Annotated in this window: 20 protein-coding genes and 1 pseudogene; 19 read left to right on the top strand and 2 right to left on the bottom strand. The window is 41.8% G+C overall.

The features are described from left to right. The first annotated feature begins 20 nt into the window (after positions 1–20). On the top strand, positions 21–431 hold the full coding sequence (locus CBI42_RS08775) for a DUF5301 domain-containing protein (RefSeq protein ID WP_094753793.1): 411 nt from the start codon (positions 21–23) through the stop codon (positions 429–431). Between the two features lie 175 nt (positions 432–606). On the opposite strand, the pseudogene CBI42_RS13275 reads toward CBI42_RS08775, so the two are convergent. Next, positions 607–681, bottom strand: a pseudogene (locus tag CBI42_RS13275) (AraC family transcriptional regulator); the annotation flags it as partial. Here CBI42_RS13275 and CBI42_RS08780 point away from each other — a divergent pair. The 16 genes from CBI42_RS08780 to CBI42_RS08855 all read left to right on the top strand — a co-directional run bounded on the left by CBI42_RS08780 (position 674) and on the right by CBI42_RS08855 (position 14,162). Further along, complete coding sequence (locus tag CBI42_RS08780) at positions 674–1,582, top strand: LysR family transcriptional regulator (RefSeq protein ID WP_049488647.1); 909 nt, start codon at positions 674–676, stop codon at positions 1,580–1,582. The pseudogene CBI42_RS13275 and the gene CBI42_RS08780 overlap by 8 nt on opposite strands. After that, the gene (lspA, locus tag CBI42_RS08785; protein ID WP_094753794.1) at positions 1,579–2,040 is read left to right on the top strand and encodes a signal peptidase II; all 462 of its coding nucleotides are present in this window, start codon (positions 1,579–1,581) and stop codon (positions 2,038–2,040) included. The genes CBI42_RS08780 and lspA overlap by 4 nt, the downstream gene beginning before the upstream one ends. Beyond that, positions 2,030–2,920, top strand: coding sequence for an RluA family pseudouridine synthase (locus tag CBI42_RS08790; RefSeq protein ID WP_094753795.1), 891 nt, complete (start codon positions 2,030–2,032; stop codon positions 2,918–2,920). The genes lspA and CBI42_RS08790 overlap by 11 nt, the downstream gene beginning before the upstream one ends. A gap of 109 nt (positions 2,921–3,029) precedes the next feature. Next, positions 3,030–4,139: a glutamate 5-kinase gene (proB, locus tag CBI42_RS08795; RefSeq protein ID WP_218822066.1), complete on the top strand. Its 1,110-nt coding sequence runs from the start codon at positions 3,030–3,032 to the stop codon at positions 4,137–4,139. A gap of 9 nt (positions 4,140–4,148) precedes the next feature. Beyond that, positions 4,149–5,411 carry a glutamate-5-semialdehyde dehydrogenase gene (locus tag CBI42_RS08800; RefSeq protein WP_094753797.1) on the top strand — a complete coding sequence of 421 codons (1,263 nt, stop codon included), beginning with the start codon at positions 4,149–4,151 and terminating at the stop codon, positions 5,409–5,411. A gap of 3 nt (positions 5,412–5,414) precedes the next feature. Further along, positions 5,415–6,212, top strand: coding sequence for a pyrroline-5-carboxylate reductase (gene proC / locus CBI42_RS08805; protein WP_094753798.1), 798 nt, complete (start codon positions 5,415–5,417; stop codon positions 6,210–6,212). Between the two features lie 112 nt (positions 6,213–6,324). After that, on the top strand, positions 6,325–6,963 hold the full coding sequence (gene tmk / locus CBI42_RS08810; RefSeq protein WP_094753799.1) for a dTMP kinase: 639 nt from the start codon (positions 6,325–6,327) through the stop codon (positions 6,961–6,963). Next, positions 6,960–7,850, top strand: a complete 891-nt coding sequence (locus tag CBI42_RS08815; protein ID WP_094753800.1) for a DNA polymerase III subunit delta' — start codon at positions 6,960–6,962, stop codon at positions 7,848–7,850. Before tmk ends, CBI42_RS08815 begins: the two co-directional genes overlap by 4 nt. Positions 7,851–7,889: 39 nt before the next feature. Then, positions 7,890–8,207, top strand: coding sequence for a DNA replication initiation control protein YabA (gene yabA, locus CBI42_RS08820; RefSeq protein WP_000358227.1), 318 nt, complete (start codon positions 7,890–7,892; stop codon positions 8,205–8,207). Between the two features lie 2 nt (positions 8,208–8,209). Further along, positions 8,210–9,088 carry a 16S rRNA (cytidine(1402)-2'-O)-methyltransferase gene (gene rsmI, locus CBI42_RS08825; protein ID WP_094753801.1) on the top strand — a complete coding sequence of 293 codons (879 nt, stop codon included), beginning with the start codon at positions 8,210–8,212 and terminating at the stop codon, positions 9,086–9,088. Positions 9,089–9,222: 134 nt separating this feature from the next. Beyond that, on the top strand, positions 9,223–10,557 hold the full coding sequence (gene trmFO / locus CBI42_RS08830; protein ID WP_094753802.1) for a methylenetetrahydrofolate--tRNA-(uracil(54)-C(5))-methyltransferase (FADH(2)-oxidizing) TrmFO: 1,335 nt from the start codon (positions 9,223–9,225) through the stop codon (positions 10,555–10,557). An 83-nt stretch (positions 10,558–10,640) separates the two neighbouring features. Beyond that, positions 10,641–11,366, top strand: a complete 726-nt coding sequence (gene pyrH / locus CBI42_RS08835) for a UMP kinase (protein WP_094753803.1) — start codon at positions 10,641–10,643, stop codon at positions 11,364–11,366. A 20-nt stretch (positions 11,367–11,386) separates the two neighbouring features. Next, positions 11,387–11,944: a ribosome recycling factor gene (frr, locus tag CBI42_RS08840; protein ID WP_001262220.1), complete on the top strand. Its 558-nt coding sequence runs from the start codon at positions 11,387–11,389 to the stop codon at positions 11,942–11,944. A gap of 59 nt (positions 11,945–12,003) precedes the next feature. Then, positions 12,004–12,858 (top strand): RNA-binding virulence regulatory protein CvfB, encoded by an 855-nt coding sequence (gene cvfB, locus CBI42_RS08845; RefSeq protein WP_094753804.1) that lies wholly within the window; start codon positions 12,004–12,006, stop codon positions 12,856–12,858. Between the two features lie 8 nt (positions 12,859–12,866). After that, on the top strand, positions 12,867–13,082 hold the full coding sequence (locus CBI42_RS08850; RefSeq protein WP_001232084.1) for a YozE family protein: 216 nt from the start codon (positions 12,867–12,869) through the stop codon (positions 13,080–13,082). Between the two features lie 84 nt (positions 13,083–13,166). Then, positions 13,167–14,162: a PhoH family protein gene (locus CBI42_RS08855; RefSeq protein ID WP_094753805.1), complete on the top strand. Its 996-nt coding sequence runs from the start codon at positions 13,167–13,169 to the stop codon at positions 14,160–14,162. A 56-nt stretch (positions 14,163–14,218) separates the two neighbouring features. Here the strand turns inward: CBI42_RS08855 and ald are convergent, their stop codons facing one another. Beyond that, entirely contained in the window at positions 14,219–15,331 is a 1,113-nt protein-coding gene (gene ald, locus CBI42_RS08860) for an alanine dehydrogenase (protein WP_094753806.1), read from the bottom strand. A gap of 305 nt (positions 15,332–15,636) precedes the next feature. Here ald and CBI42_RS08865 point away from each other — a divergent pair, with 305 nt between their 5' ends. Both CBI42_RS08865 and CBI42_RS08870 read left to right on the top strand, forming a co-directional pair. After that, complete coding sequence (locus CBI42_RS08865; RefSeq protein WP_094753807.1) at positions 15,637–16,215, top strand: hypothetical protein; 579 nt, start codon at positions 15,637–15,639, stop codon at positions 16,213–16,215. After that, entirely contained in the window at positions 16,212–16,769 is a 558-nt protein-coding gene (locus tag CBI42_RS08870; protein ID WP_094753808.1) for a hypothetical protein, read from the top strand. The genes CBI42_RS08865 and CBI42_RS08870 overlap by 4 nt, the downstream gene beginning before the upstream one ends. Positions 16,770–16,835: the final 66 nt, after the last annotated feature.

The raw sequence follows: 16,835 nt of genomic DNA on the forward strand, positions 1-16,835 counted from the left end.
ATGAAAGGATGTAAACTTGTATGAAACATCTTATCACCATAATAGTCTGTTCAATCTCTTTTCTTGTTCTATCTGCTTGTGTCAGTAAGAAAAAACTTGTTCTTCCTGAACCTGAAACGATCTCTGTAATTTCCCTGCAGAAAAAAATCTCTGAAGATATTAAAACTATAACCAAGAGAGAAGAAATCTCAAAATTGATTGACGAGATACAGAAGCAGTCCACCTCCACAACTTTAGAAAGTTTAAATGATCAACCGACAAATGTTAAAGATTACATCATTATCAAATTCTCTCATCAGAATGAAGAAAATGATAGTGTAGCCTATCTATATACTATGAAAGAAAAACAATATATTGAACAACCCTATGTTGGGATTTGGGAGGTAAGTCCAGATATAGCGAATAGGGTTGAAGAAGCTTATTCTAGTTGATTTATAGAATAAAAGAAATTTTTAGAGAGTTTTCTTGTATCATGTTTTAAACGGTAAATCAACAAGATTTGCTGTTTTTATTTGTTTGAAATAAAATGAGGACTGAAAAAAGATATCATTCTAATTCTTGTATTGGGGTATTAGAGTATTCGATTAGACTTGAAAATTTCCAGACTTTTTTCCTTTTTGGAAAACTTCTAAAATATGGTATAATGAAAAGATAAAGAAGTTGGGGGTAGAAGATGAACATTCAACAATTACGCTATGTTGTGGCTATTGCGAATAGCGGTACTTTTCGTGAAGCTGCTGAAAAGATGTATGTTAGTCAGCCGAGTCTGTCTATTTCTGTTCGTGATTTGGAAAAAGAGTTGGGCTTTAAGATTTTCCGTCGGACCAGCTCAGGGACTTTCTTGACTCGTCGTGGTATGGAATTTTATGAAAAAGCGCAAGAATTGGTTAAAGGATTTGATATTTTTCAAAATCAGTATGCCAATCCTGAGGAAGAAAAGGATGAATTTTCCATTGCTAGTCAGCACTATGACTTCTTGCCACCAACCATTACGGCCTTTTCAGAGCGCTATCCTGATTATAAGAACTTTCGTATTTTTGAATCAACTACTGTTCAAATTTTAGATGAAGTAGCGCAAGGGCATAGTGAGATTGGGATTATCTACCTCAACAATCAAAATAAAAAAGGGATCATGCAACGGATTGAAAAGCTAGGTCTGGAGGTCATTGAATTGATACCCTTTCATACCCATATTTATCTTCGTGAAGGGCATCCTTTAGCCCAGAAAGAGGAATTGGTCATGGAGGATTTAGCTGATTTACCAACGGTTCGTTTTACTCAAGAGAAAGACGAGTACCTTTATTATTCGGAGAACTTTGTCGATACCAGCGCTAGCTCACAGATGTTTAATGTGACAGACCGTGCTACTTTGAATGGTATTTTGGAGCGGACGGACGCCTATGCGACAGGTTCTGGATTTTTAGATAGTGATAGTGTTAATGGTATCACAGTTATTCGTCTCAAGGATAACCTAGATAATCGCATGGTTTATGTTAAACGTGAAGAAGTGGAGCTGAGTCAAGCTGGGACTCTCTTTGTAGAAGTCATGCAAGAATATTTTAATCAGAAGAGGAAATCATGAAAAAAAGAGGAATAGTGGCAGTCATTGTACTGCTGTTGATTGCGCTGGATCAGTTAGTCAAATCCTATATCGTCCAGCAGATTCCACTGGGTGAAGTGCGCTCTTGGATTCCCAATTTCGTTAGCTTGACCTACCTGCAAAATCGAGGGGCAGCCTTTTCTATCTTACAAGATCAGCAGTTCTTATTTGCTATCATTACACTGGTCGTAATAGTAGGTGCCATTTGGTATCTACATAAACACATGGAGGACTCACTCTGGATGGTCTTGGGTTTGACCTTGATAATCGCAGGTGGTCTTGGAAACTTCATTGACAGGATCAGTCAGGGCTTTGTTGTGGATATGTTCCACCTTGACTTTATCAATTTTGCAATTTTCAATGTGGCAGATAGCTATCTGACGGTTGGAGTGATTATTTTATTGATTGCAATGTTAAAAGAGGAAATAAATGGAAATTAAAATTGAAACTGGTGGCCTGCGTTTGGATAAGGCTTTGTCGGATTTGACAGAATTATCACGCAGTCTCGCGAATGAACAAATCAAATCAGGCCAGGTCTTGGTCAATGGTCAAGTCAAGAAAGCTAAATACACTGTCCAAGAGGGCGATGTCGTCACTTACCATGTGCCAGAACCAGAGGTTTTAGAGTATGTAGCTGAGAATCTTCCGCTAGATATCATCTACCAAGATGAGGATGTGGCCGTCGTTAACAAGCCTCAAGGAATGGTTGTGCATCCGAGTGCTGGTCATACTAGTGGAACTCTGGTAAATGCCCTTATGTACCATATTAAGGATTTATCGGGTATCAATGGGGTTCTGCGTCCAGGAATTGTTCATCGTATTGATAAGGATACGTCAGGCCTTCTCATGATTGCTAAAAACGATGAGGCGCATCTAGCACTTGCTCAAGAACTCAAGGATAAAAAGTCTCTTCGCAAATATTGGGCGATTGTTCATGGAAATCTGCCTAATGATCGTGGTGTCATTGAAGCTCCGATTGGCCGTAGTGAAAAAGACCGTAAGAAACAGGCTGTGAATGCTAAAGGGAAACCTGCAGTGACCCGTTTCCACGTTTTGGAACGCTGTGGTGATTATAGCTTAGTGGAGCTGCAGCTGGAAACAGGTCGCACCCATCAAATCCGTGTTCACATGGCTTATATTGGTCATCCAGTCGCTGGTGATGAAGTCTATGGTCCTCGCAAGACTTTGAAAGGGCATGGACAATTTCTTCATGCCAAGACGCTAGGATTTACCCATCCGAGAACAGGTGAGACTTTGGAATTTACAGCAGATATCCCAGAGATTTTTAAGGAAACCTTGGAGAGATTGAGAAAGAATTAGATTTGATAAAAGGTTGAGATGGCTTGTCTCGACCTTTTTCCTATCAACTCTTTTCTATTTCCTGCCATTCATGTTATAATGGATAAATATGAAGAATCGGAGTGAATCTATGAAATACAAACGAATCGTTTTTAAGGTGGGGACTTCTTCTCTGACGAATGAGGATGGAAGTTTATCACGTAGTAAAGTAAAAGCTATTACCCAACAGTTGGCTATGCTGCACGAGGCTGGTCATGAATTGATTTTGGTGTCGTCAGGTGCCATTGCGGCTGGTTTTGGGGCTTTAGGATTTAAAAAGCGTCCGACTAAGATTGCTGATAAACAGGCTTCAGCAGCGGTAGGACAAGGGCTTTTGTTGGAAGAATACACGACCAATCTTCTCTTGCGCCAAATCGTTTCTGCACAAATTTTGCTGACTCAGGATGATTTTGTGGATAAGCGCCGTTATAAAAATGCCCATCAGGCTTTGTCAGTTTTACTTAGCCGTGGGGCGATTCCTATTATCAATGAGAATGACAGTGTCGTTATTGATGAGCTCAAGGTTGGGGACAATGACACTCTGAGTGCGCAGGTAGCTGCCATGGTCCAAGCTGACCTTTTGGTCCTCTTGACAGACGTAGACGGTCTTTATACTGGAAATCCTAATTCAGATTCAAGAGCCAAACGCTTGGAGAAAATTGAGACCATCAATCGTGAGATTATTGATATGGCTGGTGGAGCTGGCTCTTCAAACGGAACTGGGGGCATGCTAACAAAAATCAAAGCTGCAACTATCGCGACAGAATCAGGAGTTCCTGTTTATATCTGCTCATCCTTGAAGTCAGACGCTATGATTGAGGCGGCTGAGGAGACCAAGGATGGTTCCTACTTTGTTGCGCAAGAGAAGGGACTTCGTACCCAGAAACAATGGCTGGCTTTTTATGCTCAGAGTCAAGGTTCTATTTGGGTTGATAAAGGTGCTGCAGAAGCTCTCTCTCAATATGGCAAGAGTCTCCTTTTATCTGGTATTGTTGACGCAGAAGGAGCCTTTTCTTACGGTGATATCGTGACAGTATTTGACAAGGAAAGTGGAAAATCACTTGGAAAAGGACGCGTGCAATTTGGTGCATCTGCTTTGGAGGATATGTTGCGTTCTCAAAAAGCCAAGGGTGTCTTGATTCACCGTGATGACTGGATTTCCATTACTCCTGAAATCCAACTACTCTTTACAGAATTTTAGAGGTAAACTATGGTAAGTACACAAGAACAATTTGAACAGGTACAGGCTGTTAAAAAATCGATTAACACAGCTAGTGAAGAGGTAAAAAACCAAGCATTGCTAGCCATGGCTGATCACTTATTAGCAGCTACTGAGGAGATTTTAGCAGCCAATGCCCTCGATATGGAAGCGGCCAAGGGTAAAATCTCAGATGTGATGCTGGATCGTCTTTATTTGGATGCAAGTCGTATAGAAGCGATGGCAACTGGGATTCGTGAAGTGGTTGCTTTACCAGATCCAATCGGTGAAGTTTTAGAAACCAATCAGCTTGAAAATGGTTTGGTTATCACAAAGAAACGTGTAGCTATGGGAGTTATTGGTATAATCTATGAAAGCCGTCCAAATGTGACGTCTGACGCGGCTGCTTTGGCTCTCAAGAGTGGGAATGCGGTTGTTCTTCGTAGTGGTAAGGATGCCTATCAAACAGCCCATGCCATTGTCACAGCCCTGAAGAAGGGTTTGGAGACCACGACCATTCATCCAGATGTGATTCAACTAGTGGAAGATACTAGCCGTGAAAGTAGCTATGCCATGATGAAGGCCAAGGGTTATCTAGACCTCCTCATTCCTCGTGGAGGAGCTGGCTTGATCAATGCAGTGGTTGAAAACGCTATTGTACCAGTTATCGAGACAGGGACTGGGATTGTCCATGTCTATGTGGATAAGGATGCAGATGAAGACAAGGCTCTGTCTATCATCAACAATGCCAAAACCAGTCGTCCTTCTGTCTGCAATGCCATGGAGGTTCTGCTGGTTCATGAAGTCAAGGCAGCAAGCTTCCTTCCTCGCTTGGAGCAAGTGCTGGTTGAGAATCGAAAAGAAGCTGGGTTGGAACCAATTCAATTCCGCCTAGATAGCACAGCAAGTCAGTTTGTTTCAGGTCAAGCAGCTGAGGCCAAAGACTTTGACACTGAGTTTTTAGACTATGTCCTAGCGGTTAAGGTCGTGAGTAGTTTAGAAGAAGCGGTTGCGCATATTGAAGCTCATAGCACCCATCATTCGGACGCCATTGTGACGGAAAATGCCGAAGCTGCAGCATACTTTACAGATCAAGTGGACTCTGCAGCAGTCTATGTCAATGCCTCAACTCGTTTCACAGATGGTGGCCAATTTGGTCTTGGCTGTGAAATGGGGATCTCTACTCAGAAACTGCACGCGCGTGGTCCAATGGGCTTGAAGGAGTTGACTAGCTACAAGTATGTGGTTACTGGTGACGGACAGGTAAGGGAGTAAGAGATGAAGATTGGATTTATCGGTTTGGGGAATATGGGAGCTAGTTTGGCCAAGGCTGTTTTGCAGGCCAAGACGGGTGATGACCTTCTCCTTGCCAATCGTAGTCAAGCCAAGGTGTATTCTTTCATTTCTGACTTTGGCGGTCAAGCTTCCAGCAACGAAGAAATCTTTGCAGAAGCAGATGTGATTTTTCTAGGTGTTAAGCCAGCTCAGTTCTCAGACTTGCTTTCTCAATACCAGACCATCCTTGAAAAACGAGAAAGTCTTCTTTTGATTTCCATGGCAGCTGGATTGACCTTGGAAAAACTGGCTAGTCTTCTTCCAAGTCAGCACCGAATTATTCGTATGATGCCAAATACCCCTGCTTCTATCGGGCAAGGAGTGATTAGTTATGCCATATCAGCAAACTGTCGTGCTGAGGACAGTGAACTTTTTTGTCAGCTTTTAGCCAAGGCTGGTCTCTTGATTGAACTTGGGGAAAGCTTAATTGATGCAGCGACAGGTCTTGCAGGTTGTGGGCCGGCCTTTGTCTATCTTTTTATTGAGGCCTTGGCAGATGCAGGTGTTCAGACAGGATTGCCAAGAGAAACGGCATTGAAAATGGCAGCTCAAACAGTTGTCGGCGCTGGACAATTGGTCCTAGAAAGCCAGCAACATCCTGGGGTCTTAAAAGATAAAGTTTGTAGCCCAGGTGGTTCGACTATCGCTGGCGTAGCAAGTCTAGAAGCGCATGCTTTCCGAGGAACAGTCATGGATGCAGTTGGTCAAGCCTACAAACGAACACAAGAATTAGGTAAATAAGAGGTAGTTTTATCTGCCTCTTTTATGGTGGTTGAAATGAGAAGAAAAAAGATTGTCACAAACCCCCATTTTTTTGATAGAATAGAAGTAGTAAAAAAGAAATGAGTTAGACATGTCAAAAGGATTTTTAGTCTCTCTTGAGGGACCAGAGGGAGCAGGAAAGACCAGTGTTTTAGAGGCTCTGCTACCAATTTTAGAGGAAAAAGGGGTAGAGGTGCTGACGACCCGTGAACCTGGCGGAGTCTTGATTGGGGAGAAGATTCGGGAAGTGATTTTGGACCCAAGTCATACTCAGATGGATCCTAAAACGGAACTCCTTCTCTATATCGCCAGTCGCAGACAGCACTTGGTGGAAAAAGTTCTCCCTGCCCTTGCAGCTGGCAAGGTGGTCATTATGGACCGCTTCATCGATAGTTCTGTTGCCTATCAGGGATTTGGTCGTGGTTTGGACATTGAAGCCATTGACTGGCTTAATCAGTTTGCGACAGATGGCCTTAAACCCGATTTGACCCTCTATTTTGACATCGAGGTGGAAGAAGGACTGGCTCGCATTGCTGCTAATAGTGACCGCGAGGTCAATCGTTTGGACTTGGAAGGGTTGGACTTGCATAAAAAAGTCCGTCAAGGCTACCTTTCTCTTCTGGAAAAAGAAGGAAATCGCATTGTCAAGATTGATGCCAGCCTCCCTTTGGAGCAAGTTGTGGAAACTACCAAGGCAGTTTTGTTTGATAGAATGGGCTTGGCCAAATGAAACAAGAACAACTAAAGGCCTGGCAACCAGATCAGTTTGACCGCTTTGTCCGTATCCTAGAACAAGATCAGCTCAATCATGCCTATCTCTTTTCAGGTTTCTTTGGAAGCTTGGAAATGGCGCAATTTTTAGCTAAGGGCCTCTTTTGTACAGATAAAGTAGGTGTTTTACCATGTGAGAAATGCCGGAATTGTAAACTGATTGAACAGGGAGAATTTCCCGATGTCACTTTGATTAAACCAGTCAATCAGGTCATCAAGACAGAACGCATTCGGGAATTGGTGGGGCAGTTTTCTCAAGCAGGGATTGAAAGCCAGCAGCAGGTCTTTATTATCGATCAGGCTGAGAAAATGCATCCTAATGCAGCCAATTCTCTGCTCAAGGTCATCGAAGAACCCCAGAGTGAGGTTTATATTTTCTTCTTGACCAGCGATGAGGAGAAGATTTTACCGACAATCCGAAGTCGGACCCAGATTTTCCACTTTAAAAAGCAAGAAGAAAAACTCATCTTGCTCTTAGAACAAATGGGTCTGGTTAAGAAAAAAGCGACTCTTTTAGCCCAGTTTAGTCAATCGCGAGCTGAAGCAGAAAAGTTGGCTAATCAGGCAAGTTTTTGGACATTGGTCGATGAAAGTGAACGCCTGCTGACTTGGTTAGTAGCTAAGAAAAAAGAAAGTTATTTGCAAGTTTCCAAACTAGCTAGCTTGGCAGATGATAAGGAAAAACAAGATCAGGTTTTACGGATTCTTGAAGTCCTCTGTGGACAAGATATCCTACAAGCAAGAGTAAGAGTGATTCTACAAGATTTGCTAGAAGCTAGAAAAATGTGGCAAGCTAATGTCAGCTTTCAAATTGCCGTGGAATATCTGGTCTTGAAAGAAATATGAACTCAAAAATGAACGATAAAGAAAGGAAAGGGCTGTTTTATGGACAAAAAAGAATTATTTGACGCGCTGGATGATTTTTCCCAACAGTTATTGGTAACCTTGGCCGATGTGGAAGCCATCAAGAAAAATCTCAAGAGCCTGGTAGAGGAAAATACAGCTCTTCGTTTGGAAAATAGTAAGTTGCGAGAACGCTTGGGTGAGGTGGAAGCAGACGCTCCCGTCAAGGCCAAGCATGTTCGTGAAAGTGTCCGTCGAATTTATAAAGATGGTTTTCACGTATGTAATGATTTTTATGGACAACGTCGAGAGCAGGACGAGGAATGTATGTTCTGTGACGAGTTGTTATACAGGGAGTAAGCATGCAGATTCAAAAAAGTTTTAAGGGGCAGTCTCCCTATGGCAAGCTGTATCTAGTGGCAACGCCGATTGGCAATCTAGATGATATGACCTTTCGTGCTATCCAGACCTTAAAAGAAGTAGATTGGATTGCTGCTGAGGACACGCGCAATACAGGTCTATTGCTCAAGCATTTTGACATTTCTACCAAGCAGGTTAGTTTTCATGAGCACAATGCCAAGGAAAAGATTCCTGATTTGATTGGTTTCCTGAAAGCAGGGCAAAGTATTGCTCAGGTATCCGATGCAGGTCTGCCTAGTATCTCAGACCCTGGTCATGATTTGGTCAAGGCAGCCATTGAGGAAGAAATTGCGGTTGTGACTGTTCCAGGTGCCTCTGCAGGAATTTCTGCCTTGATTGCCAGTGGTTTAGCGCCACAGCCACATATCTTTTACGGCTTCTTACCGAGAAAATCAGGCCAGCAAAAGCAATTTTTCGACTTGAAAAAAGACTATCCTGAAACCCAGATTTTCTATGAATCGCCTCATCGTGTGGCAGATACGTTAGAAAATATGCTAGAAGTCTACGGTAATCGCTCGGTCGTCTTGGTTAGGGAATTGACTAAAATCTATGAAGAATACCAAAGAGGTACCATTTTAGAGTTATTAGAAAGCATAGCTGAAACGCCACTTAAGGGAGAATGCCTTCTCATCGTTGAAGGTGCCAGTCAGGATGTGGAGGAAAAAGATGAGGAGGACTTGTTCTTAGAAATCCAAGTCCGCATCCAGCAAGGCATGAAGAAAAACCAAGCTATTAAGGAAGTTGCTAAGATTTACCAGTGGAATAAGAGTCAACTCTACGCTGCCTACCACGACTGGGAAGAAAACCAAGAAAATGACTAAACAGGGAAGTTTGCCTTCTTCCCTTTTTTTGTTATACTAGTAGAAGAAAAAATTAGAAAGATTTGTGGGTGTCAAACAGTCCAGTAGCTTGTTTGAATATGGACTGAGGTTCCACCCAAAGAGGTATTAGTGTCGTGTCTCAATCTTATATCAATGTTATCGGTGCTGGTTTGGCAGGGTCAGAAGCAGCCTACCAAATAGCAGAACGTGGTATTCCAGTTAAACTCTATGAAATGCGTGGTGTCAAGTCAACACCTCAACACAAAACAGATAATTTTGCAGAGTTAGTTTGTTCTAATTCCTTGCGTGGGGATGCTTTGACCAATGCTGTTGGTCTCCTCAAGGAAGAAATGCGTCGCTTGGGTTCTGTCATCTTAGAGTCTGCTGAAGCTACACGTGTTCCTGCAGGTGGTGCCCTTGCGGTGGACCGTGATGGTTTCTCCCAAATGGTGACCGAAAAAGTGATCAACCACCCCTTGATTAAAGTGATTCGTGATGAAATTACAGAATTGCCGACAGATGTTATCACAGTTGTCGCTACTGGTCCCTTGACTAGCGATGCCTTGGCTGAGAAGATTCATGCCCTTAATGATGGCGATGGTTTCTATTTCTATGATGCGGCAGCGCCTATTATCGATGTCAATACTATCGATATGAGCAAGGTCTATCTCAAATCTCGTTATGATAAGGGAGAAGCTGCCTACCTCAATGCTCCAATGACCAAGCAAGAATTTATGGATTTCCATGAAGCCTTAGTCAATGCAGAAGAAGCACCGCTTAATTCTTTCGAAAAAGAAAAGTACTTTGAAGGCTGTATGCCTATCGAAGTCATGGCCAAACGAGGTATTAAAACCATGCTTTATGGTCCTATGAAACCAGTCGGTTTGGAGTATCCAGATGACTACACAGGACCTCGTGATGGAGAATTCAAAACACCGTACGCGGTTGTCCAACTTCGTCAGGACAATGCTGCTGGTAGCCTCTACAATATCGTTGGTTTCCAGACCCATCTCAAATGGGGAGAACAAAAACGTGTCTTCCAAATGATTCCAGGCCTTGAAAATGCGGAGTTTGTTCGTTATGGTGTTATGCACCGCAATTCTTACATGGATTCACCGAATCTTCTTGAGCAGACTTATCGTTCTAAGAAACAACCAAATCTCTTCTTTGCTGGTCAGATGACGGGTGTGGAAGGTTATGTTGAGTCAGCAGCGTCAGGCTTAGTTGCGGGAATTAACGCGGCTCGTCTTTTCAAGGGAGAAAGCGAGGCTATTTTCCCAGAGACGACAGCGATTGGAAGCTTAGCTCATTACATCACCCATGCTGACAGCAAACATTTCCAACCAATGAATGTTAATTTCGGTATTATCAAGGAGTTGGAAGGCGAACGTATCCGTGATAAGAAGGCTCGATATGAAAAAATTGCAGAGCGTGCCCTTAGTGACTTAGAGGAATTTTTAACAGTCTAATTTTTTTGAAAGAATTGCTCATGATACTATAAAAATCTTAGAAATTGTGATAAAATAGGTAGGATAAAAGAAGGAGAGTGAAAATGGCGAATCCCAAGTATAAACGTATTTTAATCAAGTTATCAGGTGAAGCCCTTGCCGGTGAACGTGGCGTAGGGATTGATATCCAAACAGTTCAAACAATCGCAAAAGAGATTCAAGAAGTTCATAGCTTAGGTATCGAAATTGCCCTTGTTATTGGTGGAGGAAATCTCTGGCGTGGAGAACCTGCTGCTGAAGCAGGAATGGACCGCGTTCAGGCAGATTACACAGGGATGCTTGGGACTGTTATGAATGCTCTTGTGATGGCAGATTCATTGCAACAAGTTGAGGTTGACACACGTGTGCAAACAGCGATTGCTATGCAACAAGTGGCAGAGCCTTACGTACGTGGACGTGCCCTTCGTCACCTTGAAAAAGGCCGTATCGTTATCTTTGGTGCTGGAATTGGTTCACCATACTTCTCAACAGATACAACAGCGGCTCTTCGTGCAGCTGAAATCGAAGCAGATGCCATCCTTATGGCTAAAAATGGTGTCGACGGTGTTTACAATGCCGATCCTAAGAAAGACAAGACAGCCGTTAAGTTTGAAGAATTGACCCACCGTGACGTTATCAATAAAGGTCTTCGTATTATGGACTCAACAGCTTCAACCCTCTCAATGGACAACGACATTGACTTGGTTGTCTTCAACATGAACCAACCAGGTAACATCAAACGTGTCGTATTTGGCGAAAATATCGGAACAACAGTTTCAAATAATATCTAAGAAAAGGAATAAGAAAGATTATGGCTAACGCAATTATTGAAAAAGCTAAAGAGAGAATGACCCAATCTCACCACTCACTTGCTCGTGAATTTGGTGCTATCCGTGCCGGTCGTGCCAATGCAAGCTTGCTGGACCGTGTACATGTAGAGTACTATGGAGTAGAAACTCCTCTTAACCAAATCGCTTCAATTACCATTCCAGAAGCACGTGTTTTGTTGGTAACACCATTTGACAAATCTTCATTGAAAGACATCGAACGTGCTTTGAACGCTTCTGATCTTGGTATCACACCAGCTAACGACGGTTCTGTTATTCGTTTGGTTATTCCTGCTCTTACAGAAGAAACTCGTCGTGACCTTGCTAAGGAAGTGAAGAAGGTCGGCGAAAATGCTAAAGTGGCTGTCCGCAATATCCGTCGTGACGCTATGGATGAAGCTAAGAAACAAGAAAAAGCAAAAGAAATCACTGAAGACGAATTGAAGACTCTTGAAAAAGACATTCAAAAAGTAACAGACGATGCTGTTAAACACATCGACGACATGACTGCCAACAAAGAGAAAGAACTTTTGGAAGTCTAAAAATAAACAGAAAAACTCAGTTGGCATTGCTGGCTGAGTTTTATTCGAAAGAAGGAAATATGAATACAAATCTTGCAAGTTTTATCGTTGGACTCATCATCGATGAAAATGACCGTTTTTACTTTGTGCAAAAGGATGGTCAAACCTATTCTCTTGCTAAGGAAGAAGGTCAACATACAGTAGGGGATACGGTCAAAGGTTTCGCCTATACAGATATGAAGCAAAAACTCCGCCTGACAACCTTAGAAGTGACTGCCACTCAGGACCAATTTGGTTGGGGAACTGTAACGGAAGTTCGTAAAGACTTGGGTGTCTTTGTGGATACAGGCCTTCCTGATAAGGAAATCGTAGTGTCACTCGATATTCTCCCTGAGCTCAAGGAACTCTGGCCTAAGAAGGGCGATCAACTCTACATCCGTCTTGAAGTGGACAAGAAAGACCGTATCTGGGGACTCTTGGCTTATCAAGAAGACTTCCAACGTCTGGCTCGTCCTGCCTACAACAACATGCAGAACCAAAACTGGCCAGCCATTGTTTACCGCCTCAAGCTATCAGGAACTTTTGTCTATCTGCCAGAAAATAACATGCTTGGCTTTATCCATCCTAGCGAGCGTTACGCAGAGCCACGTTTGGGGCAAGTTCTAGATGCGCGCGTTATTGGTTTCCGTGAAGTGGACCGCACGTTGAACCTCTCCCTCAAACCACGTTCTTTTGAAATGTTGGAAAATGATGCCCAGATGATTTTGACTTACTTGGAAAGCAATGGCGGTTTCATGACCTTAAATGATAAGTCATCTCCTGAGGATATCAAGGCAACCTTTGGCATTTCTAAAGGTCAGTTCAAGAAAGCACTCGGTGGCTTGATGAAGGCTGGCAAAATCAAGCAAGACCAGTTTGGGACAGAGTTGATCTAGGGTGACTTATGAGAAAATCATTTTACACTTGGCTCATGACCGAGCGAAATCCTAAAAGTAACAGTCCCAAAGCAATCTTGGCAGACCTCGCTTTTGAAGAGTCAGCCTTCCCAAAACACACAGATGATTTTGATGAGGTGAGTCGCTTTTTGGAAGAACATGCCAGTTTCTCTTTCAACCTAGGAGACTTTGACGCTATCTGGCAAGAATACTTAGAACACTAGCATGATTCACTGGGTTTGGGCTAGTAATTTCTCCACCCCTTTGCTATAATAAAAAGAAATAAAAGGATTAGAGAGGTTCTTTATTTGAAGGAACATTCAATAGACATTCAACTGAGTCATCCAGATGACCTGTTTCATCTTTTTGGTTCCAATGAGCGCCATCTTCGTTTGATGGAAGAAGAGCTTAATGTGGTGATTCATGCCCGTACGGAGATTGTCCAGGTTTTGGGAGAAGAGACTGCCTGTGAGGAAGCCCGTCAGGTTATTCAGGCTTTGATGGTCTTGGTGAATCGTGGGATGACCGTTGGCACGCCAGATGTGGTAACTGCGATTAGCATGGTCAAAAACGATGAAATCGACAAGTTTGTCGCCCTTTACGAAGAAGAAATCATCAAGGATAATACAGGGAAGCCTATTCGTGTCAAAACTCTAGGTCAAAAGCTTTATGTGAATAGTGTCAAACAGCACGATGTGACCTTTGGAATTGGGCCAGCAGGGACAGGGAAGACCTTCCTTGCAGTGACCTTGGCAGTGACTGCCCTTAAACGTGGGCAAGTCAAACGAATTATCCTGACACGCCCGGCAGTGGAAGCTGGCGAGAGTCTAGGTTTTCTTCCGGGTGATCTTAAAGAGAAGGTAGATCCTTACCTTCGACCTGTTTATGATGCCTTGTATCAGATTCTGGGAAAAGACCAAACGACTCGTCTTATGGAGCGTGAAATTATCGAGATTGCTCCCCTTGCCTACATGCGTGGACGGACCTTGGATGATGCCTTTGTCATTCTAGATGAGGCGCAAAATACGACCATCATGCAGATGAAGATGTTTTTGACGCGTTTAGGTTTTAATTCTAAGATGATTGTCAATGGAGATATCAGTCAGACTGACCTTCCGCGTAACGTCAAGTCAGGTTTGATTGATGCCCAAGAGAAACTCAAGAACATTCACCAAATTGACTTTGTTCATTTTTCAGCCAAGGATGTGGTTCGCCATCCAGTTGTCGCTCAGATTATCCGAGCTTATGAACCAGCTCCAATTAAAAATGAAGAGCGTGAAGAAGTCCAAGAAGAAACAGAATAGCAAAAAAGAGCAGTTCAGGTGGAATTGCTCTTTCTTTTATCTGATAATTAGATTTTTTAGACTAGTTCATCAATTGGAGTATGTCTTTTATCGAGTCCTTGAGCAACTGGTAGGCTAGTTAAGTAACCTTGATAAGTGGTCACACCTTGACGCAAGCCCTTATCTTCAGAGATTGCTTGTATAAAACCTTTACCAGCCAAAGCTTCGATATAAGGAAGAGTGACATTGGTTAGGGCGATGGTTGAAGTACGGGCAACCGCACCAGGGATATTGGCAACGGCATAGTGGAGTACACCGTGTTTTTCATATACAGGATTATCGTGTGTTGTCACACGGTCAGCTGTTTCGATAACGCCACCTTGGTCAACAGCAACGTCAACGATGACTGATCCTGGACGCATTTGTTTGACCATCTCATCTGTCACCAATTTTGGTGCTTTGGCACCTGGGATGAGAACCGCTCCAATAACAACATCCGCATCTCTCACACTGGCTTCAATGTTAAATGAATTGGACATGAGAGTTTGAATTTGATGACCAAAGACATCTTCGAGGATTGAAAGACGTTTAGCACTGATATCAAGGATTGTCACTTGCGCTCCCAATCCTAAAGCGATGCGGGCAGCATGGGTCCCTACGACACCACCACCGATGATGGTTACTTTTCCTTTAGGTACACCCGGTACACCACCCAGTAGGACGCCAGAACCTCCTGCTTGTTTGGTTAGGAAGTGAGCACCGATTTGGACTGCCATACGGCCTGCAACCTCACTCATAGGAACGAGGAGTGGTAATTGACCTTGGGAATCATGGACAGTTTCATAAGCGATACTTGTCGTTTTTGCTTCCAACATAGCATCTGCTAATTCTGGAGCAGCGGCCATGTGCAAGTAGGTGAAGAGAAGCAGGTCGTCACGTAAGTGACCATATTCAGAAGCTAGTGGTTCTTTTACTTTCACAACCAACTCAGCTGCCCAGGCTTCACCAGCAGTAGCGACAATTTCAGCTCCTTGCTTTTGATAGTCAGCATCAGTAAAGCCTGAACCCAGACCAGCATTTGTTTCAATAAGGACGCAATGACCACGACCAACTAAGCTGTGGACACCAGCAGGTGTTAGGGCAACACGGTTTTCATTATTCTTAATTTCTTTTGGAATTCCGATTAACATAGAGAAAAATTCCCTTTCTATTGACGGGTTGTAAATGATTTATCACATTATCTATAAAAAATAAGGTGATGATTTTATTCTATATGAAACCGCTTTAAAAAGCAAGGAAAACTTGTTGTAACTTCTTTTTTATGCTAGACTGATAGAAAATACTTTTGAATGGTAGAAACGTATGGAATCAATCTCTTTAAAACTAGCCAGTATTCAATAGTGGAGACATAGCGTTTATTGCTTAGATTTCTAACCTTGGATGATACGGAAGCAATGTTTGAGTATGCATCAGATAAGAAAAATAGGAGATTCTCTTGGACGAAAATAAAATTATAAAATTAAAAGACGTTGAATTTGTAGGAATTGGTAATTTTGAAGGGGAAACAGTTTTTTTTGATAAGAAAACAGACAAGATGTTCTTAGGTCATTCTAAAACAAAGTTTAAAGTGTCTCCTGTCGCTTTCTCGACAGGAGCAGCACTTATTCTTTATGTTCTTGTAAGAGAAGTAACAAAAGCTCAGGTATTCAGTGGTTTTTGGCCCTTGATTTTTGGTTTTTTTCTAATGATCATTGTCTCAAAACTCCTCTACAGACCAGCTTTGAATGAAGAATTAATTATTAGTCCTTTTGTGCTTTCAAACGTTGATATGATAACTTTTCTTAAAAATGAGAAGAAAAATATAGTTAAGAGCCATCTAATTATATTATTGGCATTCCTTCTTCCAGTGCTTTTTTCTATAGTTTATTTATTGACTTCTAATTTTTTGTTTTTGTTTTTAGCCATTTTATTTTTTATGTTCCCCCTATTGTTATTAAACACGAAACCAATACAGAGATTTAAAGTGGTTCATATGTTAGACAAAAAATATTCCCCTAAGGAAAATGATATATGAAAAAATATTTAAAAAATATGGTTCCTATAGGAACAATTGATAAAAATCCAGTTTATTTTGATAAAAAAGATTCTAGTTTATACATAGTAAGAAAGAAGACTTCTTTTTTGGAAACTGCTGGCAGTAGCATGGTCATGATTATTTATGTCATAATTGGAAAAGTTAATTCCAAATACTATTTAACCATTCTGGGAAGATATCAATTTTTAATGATAGGCATCCTGATTTCCTTTATAATAGCCTTTGTTGTTTGTTATGTTACGTACCATCGTGAGAGGAAAGTTGAAAAACTTCAATTAGAGGAAAAAGCAATGAGAGACTTCGTGTTAAGAGAGCGAAAGAATGTCTTTTTTACCTATTTATCTCTTATCATATTACCACTAATTATAATATTCTTTGCATACCTCTTTATCACATATGGCAATATTTCATGGGGAGTTGTTTCAGTTTTATTTATGACTATATATTTTATGTTCTTTTATAATAAAGTATTCCAAAGAGGAAAAATCATAAATGGACTGTATAAAACTTATAATTTAGAAAGGAAATTTTGAAAAGTAAAGAGTTTCATTGTCCTAGGTATATATCAGGGAAAATCTGTCTACTATAGCAATGAAAAT

This window comes from Streptococcus sp. KR, assembly GCF_002238115.1.
Classification (GTDB): domain Bacteria; phylum Bacillota; class Bacilli; order Lactobacillales; family Streptococcaceae; genus Streptococcus.